We start from the raw sequence: 23,399 nt of genomic DNA on the forward strand, positions 1-23,399 counted from the left end.
ATTCGCGGTTGTCGAATTTTTGCCCAGAATTTGATACCGTTCTCTCGAATTCGAGGTTTTCACCACCTCGTCAAGTACAATTACTTCGGATAGCCGTGTTTGAAGTTCGTCGAGGACATCAATAGCGCCTTAGAACAGCCCGACGAGCCTATCGTCAAATCTAAGCGGGTTTCGGTTCTCACTGTACCTCCAGAATTATCCAAAGGAAGGCTAGGGTACACCGGTGCAAACGCCGCTGGCTCTCTCCGGCCGAAGGGCCAGCAAACGAGAGTGTCTACAGCAAACATATCAGAATCCATTCACCGGATGGTGACGCGATTCGCGGTGGATTTTCTCACCCCCCAAGAGGGGTGAGGGGCGCAGTGAGCGCCCACTCAACTACCATGTCTTCAGAACACGAGCGACAGCAATCGCGGCTACGTGGCGAACAGATAGAACAATCAAGCGAAGCGCCGTGGGCGGATCTCGAACTGACGGTTCCCAACGAGAGAAGTCAGCTCTCCATCGTCTCCTTCGTTGAGTGTGTCCTTGTGGAGCTCACCCACGAAGAGGTTGGTGCGGAGTACGTCTCTACGAACGTGTGGGGAGCAAAGCGAACGCAGTTCATCTCTATCGACGACAACGGGGAGATGTTTCAGAAACGGCACTACGATGAACGACTTGGGTGGCACGAGTCGACAGTCAGTCGGCGGGCTGTTCGTGAGGATCTCATCACCCGGCTCACCCGGTCGTCGTCACAAGCAACTGATCGCAGTCACGACGTGCCGGTCGACAACCCAGATACGTTCAGCGTCAAACCTGCTCGAAAGCTCCAGATGCGCTGACCTGCGTGAGTTAACCAACAACACCCTGAGTTACGACCTGTTGTTGGTTAACATCGTACTCCTTTCGAAGCCAACCAGGCAGCACCCTGTACGCTACTCTAATCAGGAAACTATTCCCCGAAGTAAGAACTATATCCTTCGCTCTGCAATCCCGAGTATGTCCGAAACAGACGCCGCCGATGGTCCGCCCCCCTTCGAGGATGCGTTCAGTAGCGACGACGTTGAACAACGCATCTACGGCACCATCCTGCAGACCCGCGAGCCGACGACGGCGAGCGCGATCGCCGACAGCGCTGACTGTGACCCCAAGACCGCCCGGAAATACCTTGGCTGGTTCGACGATTTGGGGATCGTCACTCGACACGATGGCCATCCGGCCACCTACGAACGGAATGACGCGTATTTTGAGTGGCGACGCATCAACCAGCTCGCGGCCGACCATTCCGTCGAGGACCTGCAGGATCGCGTTCGTGAGCTGACGACGCGCATCACCGAGTACGAGACGACGTACGACGCCGCGTCACCGGCCGCAGTCGACGCCGTCGCCGCTGCGGAGGACAGCGACGAGCGAACCATCGACGACGTGTACAGCGACCTCGGCGACTGGGCGACCGCCCGCGAGGAGCGTGACCGCTACGAACGCGCGCGTCAGCAACGCACGGATGGCGAACGCGAACAGGCGTCCGGGTAGCCCGCTCGATGGTGCCACCGACAGGCGATGGCGGGAGCCCTGCCCCCATCGATCGTCCAATCCTCGAGTTCCTCCAGACGCGGCTCCAAGCGACGAGGCAGGTCTCCCGAGCAACCGTCACGGACGCCAGCGGCCATCTGGAACTCCACGTCGTCTTTGCGCCATCGTACTACCCAAAAGCTGTCGACGAGGCGCAGTTGACGGTCCGTTGGTACACGAACGACGACTTCAGACTCCACTATCGAGAGCAACACTCGGACCATACCTGGGAGTGCCGGTGGGACCGGCACCCGAATCCGCACAATACACGGGACCATTTCCACCCCCCGCCCACCGCCCCGACGCCCGGCGAGGACGCATCGTGGCCGGACGACCATCGTGACGTCGTTGCGCTCGTCCTCGACGAGATCGAAGACCGGATCACGGCCCTCTGGACCGAATAAGGGCTACAGTCTCGCGTGGAGTGTTTATCGGCGCCAGAAGGCGTGCAGCGCGCCACAGCGTGCGCGGCGTGACTCATAATGGCTAATCCCGATTCTCACGACGACACGAGTGCCGACTACGAACAGTTCGAGAAAGAGTTGCTCGCCCAGGACCGCGACGCCGCCAGGGTCGACACGGCGGACATCGACGACACGATGGCCCGCAGCGTGGTCGACGATCTCGTCGACGCGGACGTCGTCACTCCGGTTCCCAAGGAACGCGTTCTCGTTCACGGGCCGAGTAGTACTGTGTTCGATTCAGCCACGCAGTTGGCTGTCTTCCACCAAGGCTGGACGGCCGGTCGCGACGACGCAGAGGGCGAGTGATGCAGCAGACGCTCGTTGGCTGTGCCTTCTGCGACGCCCCACCTGGCACCAAGGCCGGTGAAGCCCATACCTGGGGGAAAGAAGAGCGGGTCACCCACCAGATCTGTGTCGACTGCGCCCTCCAGACGCGGTCGGATCCCGATGAGCGCGATTACCACGCCTGCAACGGGTGTGGGCTCGTCGTTGACACGCTCGCAGCGCTCACCCGGTTCCGTGTGGAACTCGGCCATCTCGAGGGGCCGTTGCAACTGTGCGAGCGGTGTAGTCCAGGCGGGCTCGCGACGTACTGGACGCGCGACCTCGAGGAACATCTCGTCGCGACGCCACCAGAGTGGCCCCCTCCTGCATTTCTGGGCACGGAAACACCCATCCACGAGAACAAACATACCAAACAGCTATGTTCCAACAGTCCCAACACCAGTCTATGTCGGGGGGCACCATCGATATCGACGAGTTCGAGAACGCTGACGCCGACGAATTCGAGGAACGGAATGATACCGAGCGGATCGTACTGTTCCTCGACACGAATGACGACCGAGCGTGGAAGGCGGCAACGATCGCGGAACAACTCGGGCTGGATACAGACGCCGTCAGTGCGATTCTCTCGCGATTGAAGGAACGAGGTCTCGTGCGGCATAAGCGCCCGTACTGGGCGATCACAGACGACGAGGAACGGCTCCAGTCAGCGTATCGGCTCCACCGACACCACGAGACTGCAGACGAACAGTACGGTGAGGAGCGTCTTGAGGACCTCCAAACCGACGAGATGGAAGAAGTACAGTGACTGCATTCGAGGAACTGGAACGCGGCGACATCGTCTGGGCGAGTGACCCGCTCTCGGAGAAAGGTCGCCGGATGCTCGTGCTCGGAGCCTCGCAATTCCCGACCCACGGCGTGCAACTCATCACGGCCCTCATCTCCACGAAGACCTATCACGAGGAATCGCTCACGCTCCGAGATGACGACTACGAAGGCGACCCGCCGGGGAAACGCAGTCACGTCTTCCCGTGGTCGATCGCGACGCTCACCAGTCCTGCAGACGTCGACCACTATTTGACCTCGCTCGTCGACCAGCGCACCGAAGACGTGGCGGGCCAGGTGATCAGCTACATTTCCGCCTGCGAATCACTGCCCGTCACGGCAGCTATCACCCCCGCCAGCACTTCCTGTACCAGTTGAATCTTGACTGGGCGTGGTACGCGACGTCGGCGGAGTGACCAAACACTCTGTACTGGTTCAGTGTAAACTGTACGCAATATCGACCCGTGGCATACACCACGCTGACGGCGGCATCGCTCGCGACTTCCTCTCGGTCACGAGCCTCCACGAGGAGCCGCAGCTCGCCCAGCCGTACGCGTACCTCGCCCGAGAGGAAGCGACCGTCCAAGACGTGATGGACGACCTCGAGCCCACCCAGGGGACGGCCCACAGCTACGTCAGCCGGCTCGTCGACATCACCGACGACGAGCAGCCCCGGCGGTATGCCTCCCGAGAGATCGACCTGACCGTGACGACGGCTGTCGGCGACCGCGAGTACACGATGACGCCGCCGCTCATCGACGCCGTTGGGCGGCGCGAGACAGACGCCGACATCGATCGCCACGGCGTCGCCGGCCTCGCAACGGCGCTCACCTACGCCGTCGCCCGTGAACGCGGCGAGGTGACCCATCGGCTGATGGCGGAGGACCTCGACATCTCCCCGCTGACTGCGGAAATGATTCTACAGGCGCTCCGGCCCGTCGTCTATGAACATTACGAGATCGGTGAGGACGTACGTCATGATACCGAAGAAGGAGCCAACGTATGAGCATCGAAACGGGTGCGCCGACACAAGTGGCGCAGTGCTTAGTTTATCGGCGTTCCATAGAGGAAATTGATGGAACTCAGTGACGACACGCTCACGGTTTCACGGGAGCTGTCAGAACTCGATAAAGACGTACTCGAGTTCACGCAGACCCTCGACGCCTGTGAGGTTGACTACGTCATCGTTAGTGGGTACGTCGCGATCCTCACTGGACGATCTCGCTCAACAGAAGACATCGACGTCATTCTGGAGTCATTATCCGAAACGGAAACTGAGCAATTAGTTACTGAACTCAAAAATCAGGGGTATTGGGGGATGGCGATGCCGCTCAACGAGATGTATTCGATGTTGAGCGAGGGTAGTCGAATCTGCCGTGTTGAATAGATGCTGAGTCACGGTTAGAGTGGCTCACAGAGCGGTTCTATGTTGGAGATGGCGAACATCAGGACGATTTCACGGAACTGTCGATACCAGCCGAGCGCTCGCACGGCATCGCCGAGCGAGCGCTTCGTTGTCGAATACGAAGTTTCGGCCATCCAGCGCTGAGAGTAGCCTTTTGCCCGGATGAGTGCGTTGTGTCCTAGCGTCAACGGCCTCGACCCACGCTGGAGGATGAGTGGTTCGACGCCAAGTGCGTAGAACTCGTATTTCGTGATCCAGTTGTGGAACGCTTTATCGGCGGCGACAGATAGCAGGTCGTCCGCGTTCCGGCGGACGACCTGCGGCCCAGTCTTTGTATCGTGTTTCCACCGGGCAGAAATATGTACGTCAAGGACGGCAAGAGACTCTCTATCGGTTAGCGTCGTCACTTTCAGTGTTTGAACGTTACTTCCCGACCGCTGGCGGTAGTACGACGAGGCCGAGCGACGGTCGAAAAACGTGCTATCGAGTGCCGCGTGTCCTGACTGCGGGTGCTGCTGCGCTGAAACGCGCAGCAGCGCCCGCCACACCCACATTTTCAGCCGGTCGAACGATTTGTAGATCGTGCTGTAGTCCGGCAGATCGTCTCGATCTAAGCCGAGGACGTCACGAATCTCAGCCATGTACTTCAGCCGATTCGGCGTTTCTCGGTAGCTATGGCCGTCTTCGAGGCGAAGACAGTGTAGCACGACGTGCTTCCAGCGGGCGAACCCGCCGCTGGCGGGCTCGCCCGCGTGCTTTCCCAACGCTTGTTTGACTAGGTGCCGACACTGCTCAACGAAGTCGAGGAGATCGACTTCCATGGACAGAATCGATTTCCTCGGCTTCGTCCTTCTACTCCGTGATATTAGCCGATCAGACCGCTATTCAACACGGCAGTCGAATCCGGATTGCCGAAGACGGAGAGATGTATCCAAACTTCGAGACATGGTTCGTCTCGAATGACGTCGAGCGAGAAGCGCTCTCGAACCCTCTTACCGTCGCCTTCGACAAGGGACAGATCGAGATCAGCCCGCTCGAACTCCAAATTGCATACAAACTCCGACTCGCGCAAGCTGCAGACAGCCTCAGCGGGAAGGATTTCGAGGATGCACTTCACCTGTACTTGACGTTCGAGGAACGTTTTAACACGGAGCAGCTCGAACTGTACGTCAAAGAGCTTGGAGTTGAGGACTACTATGCTGAACTCAAAGGAGTTTGAGGACGATCAACGCCGGAACACAGAGCAACGGCGTGCGATGATCAAGCAGTGGGCCGAGTACGTACGCACCCACGACGATCGTGAGTGGTCACGACAGCAAAATCGACTCATCAACTCACAGCTCCAGTCGGCGAACGAGATGGCCGCTGCTGGCGACACAGATCCCGTCCAGTTTACGGCCGCTCGGGATCGTCTGCGCGACCGGTGACTACCCTCTGACCTCTGTACACCGGGACGCTACGACAGCGATGGCGTCAAAAACTACTCATCTTAGTTGATCGGAAACCGGAGGAGAGCTCCAAGACCCTCGAATGCAGTATCGAACTGGGTACCTCGAACTGTGTCAGTCGACACAACGAGACACTCACCGCCTTGGTCGGTCGTCGCTTCCTCCAGCTCACGAATCTCCGCTGGTGGCCGTGCGTCGGAAACGAGAAGGATGTCGACTGCTCCATAGTCGAGGGCGGTTTGCGTTTCATCAGCTCCGTAGGCGACATCTCCACCCTGTCCCAGCGCGGTGAAGAACCGATCGAGGGCTTCCCGTTCCCGTCGGCGCTCAGCATCAGACAGTACGTCCTCGGCACGCTCAACGAGCTGCGAGAGACCCTGCTTGGTTGCGTACTCAATCGGATAGACGCCTAGTATGCGGTCCCGCAACTCGTGGTGGAGATAGTCACCCTGCTGGAACTCGTCGACGGTGATCGTCGTCCCGCCGAGGATGACGCCATCGACAGTGGGCTCATCGAGGAACGTCTGCTCGGCAGCGTCGGCGACCTGCTCGAAGAACTCGTGTTTCTGGCGGTTGCGCTCGCGTTCGAATCGCTGCGCACTCTGACCGCCAGCACGGGATTTTCCCATCACTTGGCTCTCGAAGGTCCGGCTGGAAACGATGCGTTCGCCGGCGAGGCGACCGAGGGCGGCACGGCCCCGTTCGAGGACGACCAGACCGTACACCTCTGACGGGGTGAGCGCCTGCTCCACAGGGGCAGTCTCGAATTCAGCCGCACAGCGGTACAGCGAGACGTCGACGGGGACATCGAGATCGTCGAAGACGGCGTCCTGCAGCTCACCGTCGACGACACCAGCGTAGATGACAAGGCCGCTTGGTGGTGTCTCTTCGTACGCTTGGAGGAGGCGTCGGATGCGTCCGAGAGCGTCCTGGACGTGCGTTCGTGTTTGGTCGGATTTGATGTTCGCAGCCTGTGCATATTCGCGGTCAATGCGCTCACGGACCGTATGGAGCGATTTGTCTGGCGGGACGGCCACGGTGATGAGCTCGGTGCCCTCGCCACGGTAGTTTGTGAGCTGGTCGATTCGATCGCGGAGTTCGTACTCGGTGGTCTGCATTTGTCTCGGTGAAAGCGGCGTCGCTGCTCGATGAGAAGGCGATACACCCGCCGGCGCCGCTACCAACTACGAAAGAACAGAGCAAGCGCTCATCGTCCGCACGTTCACCCGTTGCACCGGCGGTGTGTGGTGCATACTATATCGTTCGCGACGGTGCAGGATAATGCTTCCGTCGAGACGGCAGGCGGTGGCCGAGAACGAATAGAAAGCCCTCGGCCGCTCGGCATCCCGCGACCCACGCTGCGCTCCTCGTGCCTGTGGTGCTTGCGGGGTCGGGGGACGACCGAGACGGCCTCGCCCTTTCTGAGCCCACCAGGATACCGGCTGTGTCACTGAGCGTCGAGCCCGGTTGAACAGGTTCTTTGTTACGGCACGCCCCGCTCGCTGCTGCTGTCTTCCGGTGCGCAAAGTTCACCGGCGTCCTGCTCACTCTTGTCGTGAGACCTCCGCATCACACGTGTAATCGGTCTCGCTAACAGGGTTAATCTCGTTGCTGAAACCACTGCGCGATTTCCTGCTGAAATTGGTCGAACCAGTGGAGGTCGTTGTGTAACACAGTGTAGACGACGTCGTGGTTCACATCACCGTACCGATGGGCAAGGATATTTCGGAACCCGACGGCTTCTTCCATCTGTTCTTGGACGTCTGATGAGAGTATGCCAGCATTCCCAAGCGTTTCGATCTCGTTTTTTGCAGTCCCACTTGGAGAGAGGCCTTCTGAAGCACGAATATGCTGGGCGAGGTCGATACAGGATTGAATGAGATTCATAAACGTCCGCTCAACCGCTCGTTGAACGATAATATCGTCAACGTACTCCGCTTTGGACATTCCCCGCATCTGCTTCAGATCGTTCGTGTACTGGTTGATGTATCGAAGTTTGTCGACGATAATCTCCTCATCAACCATCTAGACGTCACCACGAGCTAGTCGATCGATAAATTCTCGCCGTTCTTGATCTCGTTCGCTCGCGCTTGCGTCATACTCGGCTTCAACGTCTTGTTTGTACGTGTCTACGTCCTTCTGGTCACCAACGAGACGAATCCCATCTCGGAGCGCAGCGTGTGCAACGTGAGTTGGCAGCGATTCGATGTCGCTCACGTCAACGAACCCATCTGCGTATGCCTGTAGGTCCGCGTCGATACGGTTGCGCCGGCGGAACCGCTCAGATTCGGACAGGTCGTCCGGGAACCGAAGTGCGATATCGACGTCCGATGACTCGTCCGCTGTTCCCCTTGCGTGTGACCCAAACAGCACTGCGAAGATGACCTCGGTTTGAGCGAGGTAGTCTCTGATCTCCTCGAGGTCGATTGTTTCGACAGCGGATCCATCTGGTTTGGGCATAGTGATACTTCACGTTCCTGCTTAATATATCTCCGTAGATTCCTCTACTCTGAGGACTCAAATCATCACCTGTGCCACAGGACCTCGTGAGCAGAGCCCGTCACAGCGATGACGCTCACGGGATCAGTCCTGAAACCTCAGTAACGCCTCCTGTGTGAGGCACCGACTCGGTGAGGATGTCACTCCGGATGGTCTTCCTACGGCCGTAGGTAGGCCCTTGGTTCAGCAAGAGTTGGTCACGTTGAATGCAATGACTTGCGATGAGAGAGCCTGTCTTGAAAAACGAGAGGCGATGACTCGTCGCAGGGTGGGTGTACTCGTGGTAGTGCCGCGATCCGCCAGAATCCGAGCGAGAAGCCCTCGTGGTTGACGTTTCTGGCGTAGTTGGATCGAAACCCGTTCACATTCTCCTGTGGAGGATATCGTTCCGTCTCGGAACGTGGGATATCACTCCGGGTATGCGGGCACTCCTCGATCAGATGGAGTTCGGACAGCACGTACCGCTCGCCGCATTCCGCCCTCCGCGTCGCTCGCGACCGACCATTCCGGGCTGTCGCGGTCTCGTTCCTCCGTCACTCGACCGCGTTCCGGGCTAAAGTGTATGTGCCCTCGACGCCAGCGGGTATCCCCGTCGGTTGCGCCCCTCGCGGGCTTTCGCGTTCCAGCGCTTTGTGCCGCCTGCGCTGTCGCGCGCCACACCGCGGCGCGCGTTCTCGGCGACAGTCGCCCTGGACACGGACCCGCCCATCGGGCCGGACACGAGCGGGCATATCGGTATCGGCACACCTCTGCATTGACTACGTCGCCGGTGGTTCTTTTTGCGCCTGCAATGGGTGCAGGCGCGAAGCGATCGTGCCTGCATAGTAATACAGGTGATTTCTGATGGAACAACGCCACCAGCGACAGGTGTATCGTCAATCAGCGGGGGACTGGCCGGATGTCCGTTGACCTTAACGAGATTGAGCAGGTCGAAGACGAACTGGAAGACTGGCTGGTCGACCAAGCCGAATCCGGCGTTCCCGAAGTCGTCCTCATCGGGCTCCTTCGTGACTACGCTGACGACATCGAGCATCTCGGCTATGTCCCGCGGATGTGGGGCCACAGCGACCGATGATGTGACCCCAAATCGACTTGCTGGTGTTGGTTTTTCGCGCCCGGAACGGGCGGAGGCGCGACGTGATCGTGCCTTCACCAGAGAGGGATTGAAAATGAGACGACGATGCCAGACCAAATCCGACAGTAGTTTTCCGAGAATCGTGCAGTCAACTGGAATCGGCGAAGGCGTGCCCTGGATGCAATATCGTTCAGAGCTCTGAAACGAACGAATACGTTCGATATCGCTCCCGACTCTGATACAACAGAAGAGATCCTTATGCGAGTGTTAGACGCCTCGGCAAGCCTCTGGATTGACATCCTCCCGCGCCTGAAGACGCGGGAATCCCACGGCACCGCACCGCTGAGTTGGGATATTACGGTTCGCGGTTCACAACCTGTTCTCGTGGGGTGAAACGGCCCTCACTACGGTCGAACAGGTGAACCGCTGGCTGTGCCAACCAGCCGTTATCCCTATCACCGCCATCCGTGGCGAGACTTGGGAGTACCTTTTGCCGAATATTCTCCGCACCATTTACATCAGCGTTCGCAACCGTATCGCACTTCTCACACACGTACAGCCCACGTTCAACTCGCTGGTTGTCATCTGTGTGGCCGCACGCCGAACACGACTTCGACGTATCGCGTTCGGACACCAACTCAACGTCAATGCCTTCCGCTTCCGCTTTGTAGTCGAGTAGCGTCGTGAAGCGGTCGAATGCCCACCCGTGCAAGTCGAGATTTCCGTGGTCGCCCCAATTCTGAGGTTCACCGTTCTCGTCGTCCTCACGGATCCCGCCAAGATCGCCAACGACAAGCGTACCGACACCCCGTTCGACACACTCATTCACGATGGATTTCGAGAGCGCGTGCAAGAAGTGTGTCCGCCGACCAGCCCGTTTCCGGTCAAGACGAGTGGCTTCACGGGATGAGGAATCGTCGCATTTGGCTTTCTTTTTCGTGAGGTAGTACTCGTCTTCTTTCAGTGCGCCACCGGGATACAACACAGATTCACCGCTGAACGAGACGGCCGCAAAGTTGCATATCCCGAGGTCAACACCAGCCACGTCGTCGCCCGGTGATTCCGGGTCGATGGTAGTGCGACAGACGAATTGAAGCCGCCACTCGTCCCGTTTGTAGACGGCGCGAACCTGTTGAATGTCCCACTCAGTCAGGTCAATATCCGGGCGAGTCTGGTACTCGCACAGAATGAAATCTGAACGGTGTTCTTTGAGGTTGCGACCTTTCGAGAGGCGAACGCGGGTGAACTGAGCGTCGTGCTTGAAGCCAGCCGCTTTGAACGACACCGTTGAACGCGGGTGGGAGTCTCCGTTTTTGCGGTAGCCGGGCGGTCGAGCACGGTCGTCGCCGTTCCGACGCTTGCCGAACCAGCCGTTGAACGCTTCAGCGAGTTCCTCGAGAACGCGCTGACTGGATTGAGAATGCAAGTCCGTGTAGCGTTCGTGGCCTTTGAGTTCGGCTTTGAGTTCCCCGTCATCGGGGATTTCGCCCGTATCATCCCACTGTTCTTGTGCGTAATAGCGACCGACATTCCAGAGTTTTGAGGCGGCCCATCCGAGTTGGTCGAGGTCGTCACGAACCTGTTGCTGGTTCGTGATGGTGGCCTCGAATGTTCGGACGGTACGACTCATTTTCTGGCTTCATAACTGGTTATGAATGTTATTTTGTTAATAGTGTCGGTTGGCGTGGAATATCCGGCCTTGCTATCGACGGTGGATTGTATAGGAGTTGTCGGATTCATCCTGACTCTAAAGGGTCAGGTATTCTCCTTGCTTGTGTATAAACTCACCTACGACCGCCGCCAGCAGTTCTTCGACGGCGAAAGTGTCTGGGAGTGTGATGGCTACTACGACGAGTACGTCGACGTGCTAAGCGGAGCGACGACCCAACAGATCGCTCGCGTGAACGATACCGCGTGGCGATCCTTCTTCGAGCTTCTCGACGATCCTGAGTACGATCCGAATCCCCCCGGCTACTGGGGTAATCAAGACGATGGCCGAGAACTCCGGACCTACATTCGAAACGACTCGTACACCATTCAGTGGAATAGTCGGTCTCGACTGGAGATTCGCATCGGCATGGACCTCAAGGACCAGTACGGGTTCGGGATGTACGAGCGGCTTCGGCTACCGGTTCGGGGCGATCCAAAATGGAGTGGAGACGCTGGCCGCCTTGAAATCTCGTACGACCCAGTCGAAGAAACGTACCGTGTGCATCAGTCCATAACCGTCGACGACGTCAGAAGAAGCGACTCAGATGGCTCTGAGGCCGCTGCACTCGATCTCGGCGCAAACGTGCTCGTTGCTTGTACGATAACAACCGGTGGGCAGTATCTCTACAGTGGCCACCATCCGTTCGAGCAGTTCCGAGAGACGACTAACGCTATCGCCAACGCCCAAGCGAAACTCCCCGACGGACAACACACGAGTCAGCGAATCAAACGGCTCTATCGCAAACGCTCGCGGCGACGTGACCACGCAGTGAACGCACTCCTTCGGAACTTAGTCGAGCGCTTAGAGGCGGCTGGTGTAACGACGCTCTATCACGGCGATCTCACCGGCGTTCTCGGTGAGTACTGGTCAGTCGAGGCGAACCTCAAAGCACAGACCTTCTGGGCCCATCGCCAGTGTATCGACCGACTCGAATCAGTCTGTGAAGCATACGGCATCAACGTGGAAACGCTCTCGGAGGCGTGGACGTCCCAGACGTGTCCAGACTGCGGTGAGCGAGAACGAACGCGTCGCCATCGAGAGACGCTCACTTGCCCGTGTGGTTTCGACGGCCATGCGGATCTCGTTGCGTCGAGAACATTGCTCGAACGGGCGACGGACAAACCAGTCAGGCCGACGGCACGGCCCGTGCGGTTCCAGTGGGACGACCACCAGTGGTTTCCCGTTGAGGGAAGCACAGTGACGCCCAACGAATAGCGCACAGACCCGCGAGGTGCCGCCGTAGCGTCCTTAACGCTAGCGAGCGGACGCTCCCACGTGTGGAGCGGATGTCGACCCGCTGGTCGCTTGCTTTTCGAACGGATACGCACCGATGAACAGTAAATCAGCTGTTCGGGCAAGCGTGTGTAGTCCATAATCAATAAGCGCCCTACAACAACTTTTCAGAATATGCCCTCCGAACTAGGTACACTTGCCCGAGAATTATCGCGCCCATATTACGAGGACGCCTTCCCGGCGCACGATATTTTCCATGCAAAACGAGTACACGCTATTTCCCAACAGCTTGCGGACAAACACCCCAGGGATGTTGACCGAAGCGTTCTAGCTGCAGCTGCGTGGTTTCACGATATCGGACGGCCGCTCGAACGCGTCGGAGAGATCGATGACCATGACAAATGGGCAGCTAAGGAAGCTACAAGCCTGCTTGAAGCTGAGGACGTGAGAACTGACCAGATTACAGCTATCGAGCACTGTCTCCGAGCGCACAGCATCAGAGCAAACTCTCCTGATCCAGAAACGATTGAGGCAAAGCTTCTCTTCGATGCTGATAAGCTCGATGCGACTGGTGCAGTCGGGCTCATTCGACTCGCCTGTATCGTGGGTGAACGCTCGGGGCGGACTGGTGAACAGTTTGCTGTTATCGATGACGTATCCACACTCAGCATAGACCGGCCTGACTTGCCAGACATCAACGTCCTACGTAAGTGGGCACGCGAGCGACTTGATGCGTTATACACTGAAGAAGGCCGACGCCTTGGAGAATCCCGGTGGGACTTTATGGAGTCGTTCTTAGAACAGTTTTCTCTCGAAACTACCACGACCGCAAACCCGTGAAATAGCTGTATCCAGCACGGAATTCCTCACGATTACTTCGGGATTTCAGAACCAGACCACAAGTTCGGTAAGTGTAGACGCACCTATGCAGACTCCATTTTGAGATTTACGTAACGGTCCACCCGCTACCCGCGGGACGGGGGTGTGTCCGATGTAAACTCGGGATTATTGTACTTGCCCGCCCCGCTCGCCGCAGTCCGCCTGCTGGTGAGCACAGCTCACCGACGTCTCGTTCGCTGCGCTCACGAGACCTCCGCGTCGCTCGCGACCGACCATTCCGGGCGGGCTTCCACTCCAGTGGGTGCGGTTCCTGCCGGGCTGAAATGGATGTGCCTTCGACGCCAGCGCTTCACCCGTTCGGGTCCAAGGACCTCGGCGAAGCCGACCCCGACGGACGTAGTTGCGTCGCGGCGAACGGGGAATGCGCTGGCCGCTTGCTCCAGGCGGGTTGCTGTCGCACTCACTACGTTCCTGCGACAAGCCTCACCTCGCTGCGCTCGGTGAGACGGCGCGCGGTTCTGGTTGGGTGACCTTCCTTTGGCGCTCTCGCTCGCGCCCCAGGGGGCGCTCACGAAGGCGCGAGCGAGAGCGCGTAGATGGTTCTGTCGGGCGTTGTCGTCGAAGAACCGCGATGTATGAGCATCGCGGTGTCGGGCGCGTGAGCGCCTTCGGATCAGTGAGATCCAATGTCAAGTAATAACGCTACCAGTAATGTAGTTTCGGTCGATGAACAGGCATTCGAAAAAGCGGACGAAGCGGCGGTCGACGAAGACGGCTTCGAGGTCGTCGATGAGACGCCGGAGTTCCAGGCGACGGTGCAGATGGAGGTGCAGGCGAAGGTCGACGCGAACCACCCGGACGGGATGGTCGACACCAGCGACGAGCGGATCTACGGTGCGACCCTCGAACAGGAAGAGCGCATTCGGGCGCGGGAAGCTGAACTGGAGCGCATCAGTGCCCAGGCGGAGATGGGGACGCAAGAAGGTCGGGAGAAGCGCACGCGAGACATCGCAGCGAAACGGAGCGCTACGCGGCGTGCAGAGTTCCAAAAGCGGGCGGCGAGCGTGGATCTATGGGCGGACCCAGAGCGGGACGACCCTCGTGCAGAACTCAGGCAGGAGCAGTTGGCGGCGGTGAACAAGCAGTCGATGCGGCTGGCGGAGAAGCTGGATGGCTGGTCGCGAGCAGCGATTGGTCGGCGGCTGGGTGAAGCCGTCGTCGGTGGGAAAGACCTGACGAGTTCAGTTGTCGGGGTGTTCGAGGAGTTGCAGACGGCGCCGGGACAGGTGGTTCCCATCGGGATGCTCGAGAACGTCAATCGCAAAGAGGTGAGCATCGAAGGTACTGTGACGCAATTGTGGGAGCCATCAAGTTCAGCCATTTCCCAAGTGGGACTTATCGAGGACGAGAGCGGTCGTACAAAATTGACGAGCTGGAAGGCATCGGATGCTCCGTGGATCGAAGAGGGCGAGCGTGTTCGCATTCACGGCGCGGCGAAGAACTGGTACAACGGGCGCGTCTCCGTGGCTCTGACCGGGTGGAGCACCGTGCATTTCCCCGAGCGCGGTCAGTGGTGGGAATAGCCAGTCGTCGCAGCTCTCTTTTTTGCTACGTGCCGGACCGACCCTGACCCCGCCTCCCCACCCTCCGCTCCGTGCTCGCTTCGCTGCGCGCGCAGCCACAACCTCGACGACCACCGGTTTATCAGATACGCAGATCACTGAGAGTCGGTCGCCTCTCGAATTTTAAGGAGAGCCTCATCTATAGAGAAATCTCCGGGCAGGTTCGCCTGTTCACGATGCCAACCACTGGGCATTTCCTCTGGAGGATTGAAATTCACACGTTGCGTCTTTCCCATTTTATGAGCAGGCACGTATATCGCCGTACCCTCTTCGTGGATGGCACCAGCGAATATATCGACGGTACCATCGGGGTACCGCTCTGGAGAGATTTCCAACTCGTAACGGTATTTGTCATAATCGCTCGCCGTCTTTACCTGAACTCGTAACAGCCCCCACCCAACGTCGGTTATCAGGTCGTACTTCTGCTCGTGACCATGGGGATAAGCTACACCATACCCATTTCGAAGGATGTCTGCGGCGACTAAGGCTTCGGACGCATCACCCCGCCAACCTCGTTCCAAATCCATACTAACCTACTGATGGTACTACTACAGAAAAGTACGTTCGATTAGGTGACTGCCTCACTCCGTTGTAGAGGACTGCAACACCGTAATCCAATCACGCCAAATCTTAGTAGATGCGCCAGTCCTGCACAGAGTCTTTCATCCCCTCAATGGGTGAGGGGCTCGCTGTACTGGCGAGTTCCCTGTACACGATGAGAACGATGGCAACCAGAGACATCTACGAAACAGGCTTCGACGAGGACGTCCAGACGGAATCGAACGCTAACCAGTGCCCCGAGTGCGACGGGCGTGTCACGACGAACACGGTCGAAACTGTCTGCGAGGACTGTGGCCTGGTAATCGATGAACAGCGAATCGATCACGGGCCGGAGTGGCGGGCGTACGACGACGAGGAATGCGAACGAACGGGCGCCCCGCTCACTGCGGCCCGTCATGACCGAGGGCTCTCGACGGAGATCGGTCGGAGGACCGACGCGAAGGGGAACGAACTCTCAGGGAAGAAGCGGCAGCGGCTGGCTCGAATGCGCCGTGAACAGACTCGTGGTCGGTTCCAATCGAAAGCCGAGCGAAATCTCGCACACGGGCTGGGTGAAGTTCGAAGAATCGCGAGTGTCCTCGAGCTCTCAGGTTCGGTCCGTGATCAGGCGTGTCAACTGTTCCGGAGCGCTCAAACCGAAGATCTGCTTCGAGGCCGATCAATCGAGGCGATAGCGGCAGCAAGCATCTACGGAGCCTGTCGCTGTAACGGTCACTCGCGGTTACTCGACGACGTCGTCGACGCGGCACGCGTTGAACAATCGAGAGTCGCAAACGCGTACAAGACGCTGAATACAGAACTCGGACTGCCGATCCAGCCTGCTCGACCGAGCGAATTCATCCCCCGTCTCGCGTCAGAACTTAACATTTCAGACGCCACCCGGCGTCGAGCAGTGGCACTCTCGAAGCACCATCGAGAAACGGCTATTTCAAACGGATGTCGTCCGAGTGGCGTCGCGGCGGCCTGCATATACAAAGCTGCACAAGAACACGGAAGGTCACTCACACAGCAGAGAGTTGCGGATGCTGCAGGGATGTCACCTGTAACAGTTCGTGCGAGGAGAGACGAACTCAACGCGACGTAAGCCGATTTGCAACGGCATCAACTTCATACGCTGCGAGATGAGTTACCCAATTATGACGCTCACAGAGACGGTCGATTATCTCGCCGAGGAGCTTGATCTGGAGCGGAGTGAACACGTCCGGCAGGTCGGAAAGGCAGTCGCAAGACTACGTGATTGAACAAGACTGGTCCTGCCCCTCTAGTAACCCAACACAGCACCTATTTGCATATATTTGAAGAGCCCGAAGATATATTGAGAGCGGCTGCCTACAGATACGTATGACCGAGTTCGATCCGGCCCCCACGTCCGATGATACTCAGCGCCGGTGGCAGACGGGGACAGACACGTTTGGTCGTGTCTACGACGTCGTCCTCGGCGTTACCGCTCCGACTGCCTACACCGAGATCGCTGAGCTTGCGGACTGCTCTCCGAATGCCGCGAAAAAGCACCTCGACCGCTTGACGGAGATGGGCATCGCCCGAGCCGAGAGAGACAGCCGTCCAGCAACATACGAACGTAACGAGGGGTATCTCGAATGGCAGGACGCCAGTCGAATCGCAACCGAGCTCTCTATTGAAGCGATCATCGACCGCGTGGAGGCGCTTGAAGCCCAGCGAACGGAATACGAAGCCCAATTCGAAACGTCAGACCCAGCGGCTGTCAACGTGTTTGATCACGATAGTCACGAAACCATCCACGAGCGGATGACCGCAGTCAGCGAGTGGCAGGGCGTGATTCGAGACATCCGGCTATACGAACTTGCTCGCCAGCTCTCCCAGAATGATGGGCATCTGATTCCGGCCTAAATGAGTCAGCCACCGGAGGATCCGGCCCCACACTCGACGGGCCCGCCGGATCGACAGACGCTGCGCCTGCTGGAGCGACACCTCTCGTCGGATTCACTCGTCGCCGAGACTGCGTTCGATCCGGATTCATACGAACCTCGACTGCTTCGTGGACTGCTCGACGCTGGACGATATCCTGACACAGTAACAGCGATCCGGATCGACATCCGATGGTTCACGACTGGCGATTTCTCAGTCCACTACGTCGAAGAGCACGAGGACGGGGACTGCTGGGAGTGTCGCTGGGACCGGCATCCGAACACGCACAACACCCGGTTACACTTCCACAAGCCACCGTCTGCCACCGAAATCACCGACCTCGAACTCCCGTCGCGCCATCCACTCGAAGTATACTCCACCATCCTCACGACGATCGAACGGCGCATCGAGACACTGTGGTCCTAGCAGGTGCTGAGAACAGTCGAAAGAGACCTACTGGAGGAGACACCTAAGGATCTCGTACCAGCGTGTCATAGAAAGATCCGCATAGGTGTCTGCGTATTCAGCGTTAGCGGCTCCTAGATCGTCATCTCGGTTCTCACAGCAGTTGTGCGCGCCACGTTGAATCGCCGTTGATATTGATGAAATATCAGTATCAGAGCGTGTTATCTCTGACTGATTCTATAGCCCGTGCACTAAGTGCACGCTCTTGTACACCTGTAACGGCTAGAAACAGTACTCAGTGAGACCAAAGTGTGGGATGGACTCTATGACACGCTGCACGGGGTATGGGAACTCTATAATCGGACGTATTGGCCCTTCATTCGTCCGGATTGACTGGCCCTTTATATTTGGATGTGACTTTGTCCCCCTCTCTCCACTGCCAGTAGTAGTAGCGGTTGTCGTTGATCTCCTTGATCGTGATCGTGGCCTTCGACGGGACGTCGTCCGGAAGGTCGTCCGGCCCCTCGTCGATCTCGTCGTCCTCCGACTGCTCCTCGAGACGGGCTTCACGAGCTTTGTGCTCTGCCAGCTCCTCGGCGTAGCGCGCGACGTGCTGGAGCTGGTCCGGCGAGTGGCCGTTGAGTGTGTTGACGAGATCTGTCGGAAGTTCCGACGGTGGGGTTGGGGGTTCGTAGGACATCAGCGGTCGCCTCGTATTAACCAACAGAGAGCGTATCGGCATAGATTTGTTGGTTAATCAGATATCGTCTCGTCACGGGCTAAAGAGTTCGAATAGCAAACTATTCGGGAATAGAACGGGCCGTTAGACGTCGTCGGGGCGGGGCGCGTTCTCGTACTTGACCATTTTCTCGGGTTTGTCAGAGATGGTGTCGTAGATCTGCTGGAGCGTCTCCTCCGCTGCGAGCAGGTTGTGCTCCTCCAAGAACTCCAGACCACCCTCCGTGAGTCCATAAAACTTCCAGGGGTAACCCTGTCGGCGCTGGTCGTCGTCCAGGGCGACCTCTTTGACGATGCCGGCGTCGGTGAGCTTCTGGATGTGCTTGTAGACGGTCGCATCGCTCACACTGGGATTCAGCTCCTCGAGTTCGTACATCGATGGGAGTTGTTGAGGGTGGGCGAGGATATCGGTGATGAGCGAAAACCGTGTCTGCTGTGTAATGAAGTGGACGAGTTCGCGTGGTGTCGTGTCGTCCTCATCGCCCAAACTGGCGCCCATAGCTTTGTGTTCGACTGAGAGTGACAAAGTAGTTTACCTTAGAGTAAACTACGAATGGTCCAATCTGTTTAACCAACAAACTCGTCCTATCGTATCCTATGTTGGTTAATAGAACTCACCGCCTCCCCACGACTGATAGAGGCGCATTCGCTACGTTGTCTCCCCGCAGATACACTCGTGCCCCTGTCGTGACCGCCCGGTAACGTATGCATGAATCTCGGTGGCGAGTTCGTACATCGCGTCAGCACGTGCTGCTGAGGCGAGCCCATCCTGATAGTACGTTTTTGCTCGGTGGTCACGCCAGAGATCTGCGAGATCAGCCGCCATCGATTCACCGAAAACACCGGCCGCCGCCGCCTCTCGGTAGACACCTGAATGCGTGCCAGGGAGATCGTCCGGTTGCATCGTGCCACGTTCGAGGAGCCGGAATTCCACGGTCCGTTCGATGGCGACGAACGACGCTTCGATGACGAGGGTATAGTAGCTTGCATCCTGAAGTGCCTCGGCGCCGGCGAGCAAGCGACAGGCCTTCCGCAGCTGAAGGAGGGCGGTATCCTCGACATCAAGCCCGGTCTCGATGTCTGTTGGGCGGCGGTCGAACGCAGCTTGCACGTTGTCGATGAGTTGCTCGATTCGCGTACTACTCATCGGCGACGACCTCCTTTCGGAGCGGGTTGAGGTCGTCGCTGCCGTACACCGTAATGCCCTCCGCGAAGATTTCGCGAAGTTTTGTCCCGGCTCTGCGTGCGCTCTCGGCGGATTCAACATACGGCTCGAACGCGAATCGATCACCGTCGAAGCGGTCAGACTGGAGATCTGCAACGACGTCAGTAATCCGCCGGCGGGCTGTCGTCCGGTCGCCATCGACGACGACGAAACAATCGATGTCGCTCTGGCGGTCAGCCTCGCCCCGAGCGACGCTCCCGAAAATAACGATACCGAGGAGGTCGTCGACGTCGTCGGCCTCAGTGAGCGTGGCATGCACGCGCTCAACGAATGCCCGGATCGGTGTATGGAATTCCGACTGCGGAATAGCAAGTATCGGATCGTCCTTCTGGAGTCGGTCGGGGTCGATCCCGATGTAGTTTCGTTGTGGCGTCTCTCGAATTTGAATAGCACCGACACTGTCGAGGAGGTCGACAGCCCGCCAGACCGTCGAGCGGGTGACACCCGTGGCGTCAACGAGTTCGGGGATCGTAAACTCCGTATCGTGGGCGTCGGCGAGCAGTCGAAGGATGTCGTCTGCGGCACCGATACGAAAGATATCGGTATCCGGGTCGGGATACGCATCGATGCAGACTGTTATATCCTGTTTCGCAATTTCAGACACTATCTGATTTTGTGCAACGACATATAAATAGGTGGCGGCATCAGGGAGGCGGGCGCTCTGCTCCGCGAGTGATCCGGTTAGGATTCCGTAGTCGAGCGTGTCATAGAAAACCTCCCAGGGGAGGCCGCAGGGTTTGGAAACTGTGTCCAGCAGTACCAACGCCCTGCAAGACGTAGCTTCGGTAGACGACTTCTTGAATGCGGCGGCTACCGAGACAGTACCGCTGTTCGAACATCTTGAGTTCGAGTTTCTACTGGAATACGACGTGTTCGCCCCCTCGAAGCGGGGGCGAACACGAGTGCATCAGCCACCGGATCTCTTTCGCGGCTTTCTGCACTGCTACTACGAGAATGTCTACGGTACACGTCCAGTTACACGGGAACTTCAGAACGGTCTCGTCTGGTACTACTGCGGACTCGACAAACCGCCATCCAGAGACACGGTTGACCGCTTTCTCACCGACCTCGAACACGTTGTTGACGATATCTTCGACAGGCTCGTCGAGCAGGCCGCCGCCCGCGGCCTGCTCGACTCCACGTATTCTATCGACTCGACCCACGTCGAAGCGATCCAATACAACGACGCTGCCTCGTGGAACTACGATCCAACAGCCGAGGAGTACTACTACGGCTTCGGCTGTACGATTGTCTCAACCGGCGCAAAGATCCCGATAGCGGCTGAATTCACACAGACCAAACAAGCGGATCAAGAGACGGCGATGCGCGTCACGCGTGACGCGCTCGCCGTCGCCAAGCCGATTTGGATGCTTGGAGACAGCGCCTATGACATCCTCGATTGGCACGACCACCTGCTGGCTGCAGGGGTCGTGCCAATCGTTCCGTACAATCCGCGAAACACTGACGACCCGAAAGACATCGAGTACAGAGTTGAAGACCGGATTGAGGAACACAGTGAGGACGTTCAGCTGAAACAATCCATCTTGGAGGAGACGTACAACCACCGGACAGGGGTCGAACGAACCAACGACGCGGTCAAGGACTGCGGCCTCGGGCACGTCCGCGCCCGAGGCCGCGTCCACGCACGAACAGAAGTGTTCCTTGCGCTCTGCCTGCGACTCGTCGTTGCCATCACCAACTACGAGCGAGGGAACGGTCCGGGTTGTGAGATGCTATGAGATGGTTTCTATGACACGCTCTGAGTACCAGTAGATGTGTAGCAGCAGCGCTATGGTGACACAGTAGCCCCTGAAATCCACGACCTTAGTATACATATTCATATACCTACTATACAGAGAAGTCGTGCCGGCGTTCGCATATATACTATTCGCGCTTAATCTTCCACGGGAGAGGTCGCACAGCCCCTACGTATACTCACTATAAAAACAACTATACCAACAGGGACAGATAGTGGTATCACCGAGATGTCCACGAAAGAGCTTCCCGATAGTGCGCCGGGAAAATACGTCCCCTATCATCCGAATCCATACTATTCACCGGAGCCGCTCCCAGTAGAGCCGGAGCTCGAACTCTCCGACCAGGCACACGATCTGGTGGCCGATGCAGCGTATCAAATTGGTCGTGTCGACGGTATCAGCTCGACCGTCGACTTCTCCGCAGTTCTCTACACCTCTCTCATTCGTATCGAGGCCGTCGAATCAGCACGTATCGAAGGGGCAGACGTCGCGTATCAAGACGTCGAAGCATACCACACAAAGCACCCTGCAGGCGGGGCTGGCACGACAATCGAGAAAGACCTGAAAGAGGCCCTCAATTACGAGACTGCGCTCACGTACGGACTCGAGAAAGTCGAGAGCGGAGCATCGATAACGCTCTCACTAATCAAAGAACTCCATTCGATGCTGCTTGAGGATGTCCGAAACGAGGGTGACGTCGTCGGTGACTTCCGCGACCATATGGTTCATCTCACGAGCCCACAGCCAGGACAGCGTCCGTTCGTCCCACCGACTCCGGAGGGGCTCACTGGACTCATGCACTCACTTGAGTCGTACATCCAGATGGGTGGACAGTACCATCCGCTCGTCGACGCCGGCATCATCCACTATTTCTTTGAGACGGTTCATCCCTTCTCGGATGGGAACGGCCGACTCGGTCGATTACTCATCATTCTGTATTTAGCGAGCGAAGGGTACCTCGAAAGTCCATACATCTACCCGAGCGCGTACTTCAATCGGCACAAAGTCGAGTACGTCGAGCGGATGCGTGCGGTGAGTGAGGACGGTGCGTGGGACGAGTGGCTCACGTTCTTCCTCGAAGGACTCCGAAGTCAAGCTGAGATATCGTACGACCGGACGCACCGACTTCGCGATCTCCAAGGGCGCTATGAGAAGGAGTACTCAGGCAGTACGAATACGGACGCGTTCGCTCGGCAGTTACTCCAGTATCCGTATTTTACGGCTCCAGATCTCGTGGAGTATCTCGACGTCTCACGCCGGACCGCCTACAAGGTCGTCGACGACCTCGAATCGGATGGTGTCATTGAGGAAGTGACTGGGAAAGAACGCGGGAAAGAGTACAAAGCAGTCGAAGTCTTCGACATTCTCCAATAACGCGGAGCAAAGCGACAGTGGCGACGTGTACACCAATACGGTGTTCGAGGAGTTACAGATGACGCCCGGACAGGTGGTTCCCACCGGGAAGCTCGAAGATATCGATCGCAACGAGGTGAGAATCGACGGTCGTGTGAAGACTCCCTGAGATCCGTCCAATCCAACCATCACTCAAGTCGGACTCGTTGCCGACGACAGTGGCCAAACCCGTGTGATCGTCAAAAGACTTCGGAGGCATCGTGGATCGAAGAGAGCGAGCGCGTGCGTATTCACGGCGCGGCGAAGAACTGGTACAACGGGCGCGTCTCAGTAGCCGTCACTGGGTAGAGCATCTTGATGCTCCCTGAGCGCGGTCGATGGTGGATATAGCCAGTTGCCGCACCTATATTTTGTGCTACGTGCCGGACCGACCCAGACCCCACCTCCCCACCCTCCGCTCCGTGCTCGCTTCGCTGCGCGCGCAGCCACGACCTTGACAACGGATCCACCTGTGA

The 23,399-nt window shown here is 58.0% G+C and carries 28 protein-coding genes and 3 pseudogenes; 21 read left to right on the forward strand and 10 right to left on the reverse strand.

Annotation, left to right across the window (positions count from 1 at the left end):
- Nucleotides 1–383: 383 nt before the first annotated feature.
- The 9 genes and pseudogenes from NO362_RS13620 (at nucleotide 384) to NO362_RS13660 (ending at nucleotide 4,512) form a co-directional block, all read left to right on the forward strand.
- Nucleotides 384–824 (forward strand): DUF8030 family protein, encoded by a 441-nt coding sequence (locus NO362_RS13620; protein WP_256546875.1) that lies wholly within the window; start codon nucleotides 384–386, stop codon nucleotides 822–824.
- Between the two features lie 157 nt (nucleotides 825–981).
- Nucleotides 982–1,515 carry a DUF7342 family protein gene (locus NO362_RS13625; RefSeq protein WP_256546825.1) on the forward strand — a complete coding sequence of 178 codons (534 nt, stop codon included), beginning with the start codon at nucleotides 982–984 and terminating at the stop codon, nucleotides 1,513–1,515.
- An 8-nt stretch (nucleotides 1,516–1,523) separates the two neighbouring features.
- Nucleotides 1,524–1,958, forward strand: a complete 435-nt coding sequence (locus NO362_RS13630) for a toxin-antitoxin system TumE family protein (protein ID WP_256546826.1) — start codon at nucleotides 1,524–1,526, stop codon at nucleotides 1,956–1,958.
- Nucleotides 1,959–2,036: 78 nt separating this feature from the next.
- Nucleotides 2,037–2,324, forward strand: coding sequence for a DUF8069 family protein (locus NO362_RS13635; protein ID WP_256546827.1), 288 nt, complete (start codon nucleotides 2,037–2,039; stop codon nucleotides 2,322–2,324).
- Nucleotides 2,324–2,656, forward strand: a pseudogene (locus tag NO362_RS13640) (DUF7558 family protein); the annotation flags it as partial. The gene NO362_RS13635 and the pseudogene NO362_RS13640, both read left to right, overlap by 1 nt.
- A 92-nt stretch (nucleotides 2,657–2,748) precedes the next feature.
- On the forward strand, nucleotides 2,749–3,108 hold the full coding sequence (locus tag NO362_RS13645; RefSeq protein ID WP_256546828.1) for a MarR family transcriptional regulator: 360 nt from the start codon (nucleotides 2,749–2,751) through the stop codon (nucleotides 3,106–3,108).
- A pseudogene (locus NO362_RS13650) lies at nucleotides 3,105–3,443 on the forward strand (hypothetical protein); the annotation flags it as partial. The gene NO362_RS13645 and the pseudogene NO362_RS13650, both read left to right, overlap by 4 nt.
- A 151-nt stretch (nucleotides 3,444–3,594) precedes the next feature.
- On the forward strand, nucleotides 3,595–4,131 hold the full coding sequence (locus tag NO362_RS13655; RefSeq protein WP_439331182.1) for a DUF7437 domain-containing protein: 537 nt from the start codon (nucleotides 3,595–3,597) through the stop codon (nucleotides 4,129–4,131).
- Nucleotides 4,132–4,200: 69 nt separating this feature from the next.
- Nucleotides 4,201–4,512, forward strand: a complete 312-nt coding sequence (locus NO362_RS13660) for a hypothetical protein (RefSeq protein WP_256546829.1) — start codon at nucleotides 4,201–4,203, stop codon at nucleotides 4,510–4,512.
- A 14-nt stretch (nucleotides 4,513–4,526) separates the two neighbouring features.
- On the opposite strand, the gene NO362_RS13665 is transcribed toward NO362_RS13660, so the two are convergent.
- Complete coding sequence (locus tag NO362_RS13665) at nucleotides 4,527–5,351, reverse strand: IS5 family transposase (RefSeq protein ID WP_256545920.1); 825 nt, start codon at nucleotides 5,349–5,351, stop codon at nucleotides 4,527–4,529.
- Nucleotides 5,352–5,389: 38 nt separating this feature from the next.
- Between NO362_RS13665 and NO362_RS13670 the strand changes: the two genes are divergently transcribed.
- Together NO362_RS13670 and NO362_RS13675 are read left to right on the forward strand one after the other, a co-directional pair.
- On the forward strand, nucleotides 5,390–5,749 hold the full coding sequence (locus NO362_RS13670; RefSeq protein WP_256546830.1) for a hypothetical protein: 360 nt from the start codon (nucleotides 5,390–5,392) through the stop codon (nucleotides 5,747–5,749).
- Nucleotides 5,727–5,957 (forward strand): DUF8150 family protein, encoded by a 231-nt coding sequence (locus tag NO362_RS13675; RefSeq protein WP_256546831.1) that lies wholly within the window; start codon nucleotides 5,727–5,729, stop codon nucleotides 5,955–5,957. The genes NO362_RS13670 and NO362_RS13675 overlap by 23 nt, the downstream gene beginning before the upstream one ends.
- Nucleotides 5,958–6,019: 62 nt before the next feature.
- On the opposite strand, the gene prf1 is transcribed toward NO362_RS13675, so the two are convergent.
- The 3 genes from prf1 to mntA form a co-directional block, all read right to left on the reverse strand.
- Nucleotides 6,020–7,096 carry a peptide chain release factor aRF-1 gene (prf1, locus tag NO362_RS13680; protein ID WP_256546832.1) on the reverse strand — a complete coding sequence of 359 codons (1,077 nt, stop codon included), beginning with the start codon at nucleotides 7,094–7,096 and terminating at the stop codon, nucleotides 6,020–6,022.
- A 481-nt stretch (nucleotides 7,097–7,577) separates the two neighbouring features.
- Entirely contained in the window at nucleotides 7,578–8,003 is a 426-nt protein-coding gene (gene hepT / locus NO362_RS13685) for a type VII toxin-antitoxin system HepT family RNase toxin (protein ID WP_256546833.1), read from the reverse strand.
- On the reverse strand, nucleotides 8,004–8,438 hold the full coding sequence (gene mntA / locus NO362_RS13690) for a type VII toxin-antitoxin system MntA family adenylyltransferase antitoxin (protein WP_256546834.1): 435 nt from the start codon (nucleotides 8,436–8,438) through the stop codon (nucleotides 8,004–8,006).
- A gap of 937 nt (nucleotides 8,439–9,375) precedes the next feature.
- Here mntA and NO362_RS13695 point away from each other — a divergent pair.
- On the forward strand, nucleotides 9,376–9,552 hold the full coding sequence (locus tag NO362_RS13695; protein WP_256546835.1) for a hypothetical protein: 177 nt from the start codon (nucleotides 9,376–9,378) through the stop codon (nucleotides 9,550–9,552).
- A 355-nt stretch (nucleotides 9,553–9,907) separates the two neighbouring features.
- On the opposite strand, the gene NO362_RS13700 is transcribed toward NO362_RS13695, so the two are convergent.
- On the reverse strand, nucleotides 9,908–11,182 hold the full coding sequence (locus NO362_RS13700; RefSeq protein ID WP_256546836.1) for an RNA-guided endonuclease InsQ/TnpB family protein: 1,275 nt from the start codon (nucleotides 11,180–11,182) through the stop codon (nucleotides 9,908–9,910).
- A gap of 144 nt (nucleotides 11,183–11,326) precedes the next feature.
- Here NO362_RS13700 and NO362_RS13705 point away from each other — a divergent pair, with 144 nt between their 5' ends.
- The 3 genes from NO362_RS13705 (at nucleotide 11,327) to NO362_RS13715 (ending at nucleotide 14,919) form a co-directional block, all read left to right on the forward strand.
- The gene (locus NO362_RS13705) at nucleotides 11,327–12,478 is read left to right on the forward strand and encodes an RNA-guided endonuclease TnpB family protein (protein WP_256546837.1); all 1,152 of its coding nucleotides are present in this window, start codon (nucleotides 11,327–11,329) and stop codon (nucleotides 12,476–12,478) included.
- A gap of 192 nt (nucleotides 12,479–12,670) precedes the next feature.
- Nucleotides 12,671–13,336: an HD domain-containing protein gene (locus NO362_RS13710; protein ID WP_256546838.1), complete on the forward strand. Its 666-nt coding sequence runs from the start codon at nucleotides 12,671–12,673 to the stop codon at nucleotides 13,334–13,336.
- A gap of 686 nt (nucleotides 13,337–14,022) precedes the next feature.
- Entirely contained in the window at nucleotides 14,023–14,919 is an 897-nt protein-coding gene (locus tag NO362_RS13715; RefSeq protein ID WP_256546839.1) for a DNA-binding protein, read from the forward strand.
- 134 nt (nucleotides 14,920–15,053) lie between these two features.
- Here the strand turns inward: NO362_RS13715 and NO362_RS13720 are convergent, their stop codons facing one another.
- Entirely contained in the window at nucleotides 15,054–15,485 is a 432-nt protein-coding gene (locus tag NO362_RS13720) for a group I intron-associated PD-(D/E)XK endonuclease (RefSeq protein ID WP_256546840.1), read from the reverse strand.
- Nucleotides 15,486–15,631: 146 nt separating this feature from the next.
- Here NO362_RS13720 and NO362_RS13725 point away from each other — a divergent pair, with 146 nt between their 5' ends.
- The 3 genes from NO362_RS13725 to NO362_RS13735 all read left to right on the forward strand — a co-directional run bounded on the left by NO362_RS13725 (nucleotide 15,632) and on the right by NO362_RS13735 (nucleotide 17,832).
- Nucleotides 15,632–16,603 carry a transcription initiation factor IIB gene (locus tag NO362_RS13725; protein ID WP_256546877.1) on the forward strand — a complete coding sequence of 324 codons (972 nt, stop codon included), beginning with the start codon at nucleotides 15,632–15,634 and terminating at the stop codon, nucleotides 16,601–16,603.
- Between the two features lie 257 nt (nucleotides 16,604–16,860).
- Nucleotides 16,861–17,388, forward strand: coding sequence for a DUF7342 family protein (locus tag NO362_RS13730; protein WP_256546841.1), 528 nt, complete (start codon nucleotides 16,861–16,863; stop codon nucleotides 17,386–17,388).
- Complete coding sequence (locus NO362_RS13735) at nucleotides 17,389–17,832, forward strand: toxin-antitoxin system TumE family protein (protein ID WP_256546842.1); 444 nt, start codon at nucleotides 17,389–17,391, stop codon at nucleotides 17,830–17,832.
- Nucleotides 17,833–18,187: 355 nt separating this feature from the next.
- Here NO362_RS13735 and NO362_RS13740 read toward each other — a convergent pair whose 3' ends face one another.
- The 4 genes from NO362_RS13740 to NO362_RS13755 form a co-directional block, all read right to left on the reverse strand.
- A complete protein-coding gene (locus tag NO362_RS13740) occupies nucleotides 18,188–18,511 on the reverse strand; it encodes a DUF6788 family protein (RefSeq protein ID WP_256546843.1) in 324 nt (107 codons plus the stop codon).
- Between the two features lie 123 nt (nucleotides 18,512–18,634).
- The gene (locus NO362_RS13745; protein WP_256546844.1) at nucleotides 18,635–19,048 is read right to left on the reverse strand and encodes a MarR family transcriptional regulator; all 414 of its coding nucleotides are present in this window, start codon (nucleotides 19,046–19,048) and stop codon (nucleotides 18,635–18,637) included.
- Between the two features lie 150 nt (nucleotides 19,049–19,198).
- A complete protein-coding gene (locus NO362_RS13750) occupies nucleotides 19,199–19,696 on the reverse strand; it encodes a DUF8154 family protein (protein ID WP_256546845.1) in 498 nt (165 codons plus the stop codon).
- Entirely contained in the window at nucleotides 19,689–20,378 is a 690-nt protein-coding gene (locus tag NO362_RS13755) for a nucleotidyltransferase domain-containing protein (protein ID WP_439331181.1), read from the reverse strand. The genes NO362_RS13750 and NO362_RS13755 overlap by 8 nt, the downstream gene beginning before the upstream one ends.
- A gap of 142 nt (nucleotides 20,379–20,520) precedes the next feature.
- Between NO362_RS13755 and NO362_RS13760 the strand changes: the two genes are divergently transcribed.
- The 3 genes and pseudogenes from NO362_RS13760 to NO362_RS13770 all read left to right on the forward strand — a co-directional run.
- Nucleotides 20,521–21,513 (forward strand): transposase, encoded by a 993-nt coding sequence (locus tag NO362_RS13760; protein ID WP_256546846.1) that lies wholly within the window; start codon nucleotides 20,521–20,523, stop codon nucleotides 21,511–21,513.
- Nucleotides 21,514–21,759: 246 nt separating this feature from the next.
- Nucleotides 21,760–22,905, forward strand: coding sequence for a Fic family protein (locus NO362_RS13765; RefSeq protein WP_256546847.1), 1,146 nt, complete (start codon nucleotides 21,760–21,762; stop codon nucleotides 22,903–22,905).
- A 40-nt stretch (nucleotides 22,906–22,945) separates the two neighbouring features.
- Nucleotides 22,946–23,232 (forward strand): annotated as a pseudogene (locus NO362_RS13770) (DNA-binding protein); the annotation flags it as partial.
- Nucleotides 23,233–23,399 lie beyond the last annotated feature (167 nt).

The sequence above is a fragment of the Halobellus inordinatus genome, from assembly GCF_024498335.1.
Classification (GTDB): Archaea; Halobacteriota; Halobacteria; order Halobacteriales; family Haloferacaceae; genus Haloquadratum; species Haloquadratum inordinatus.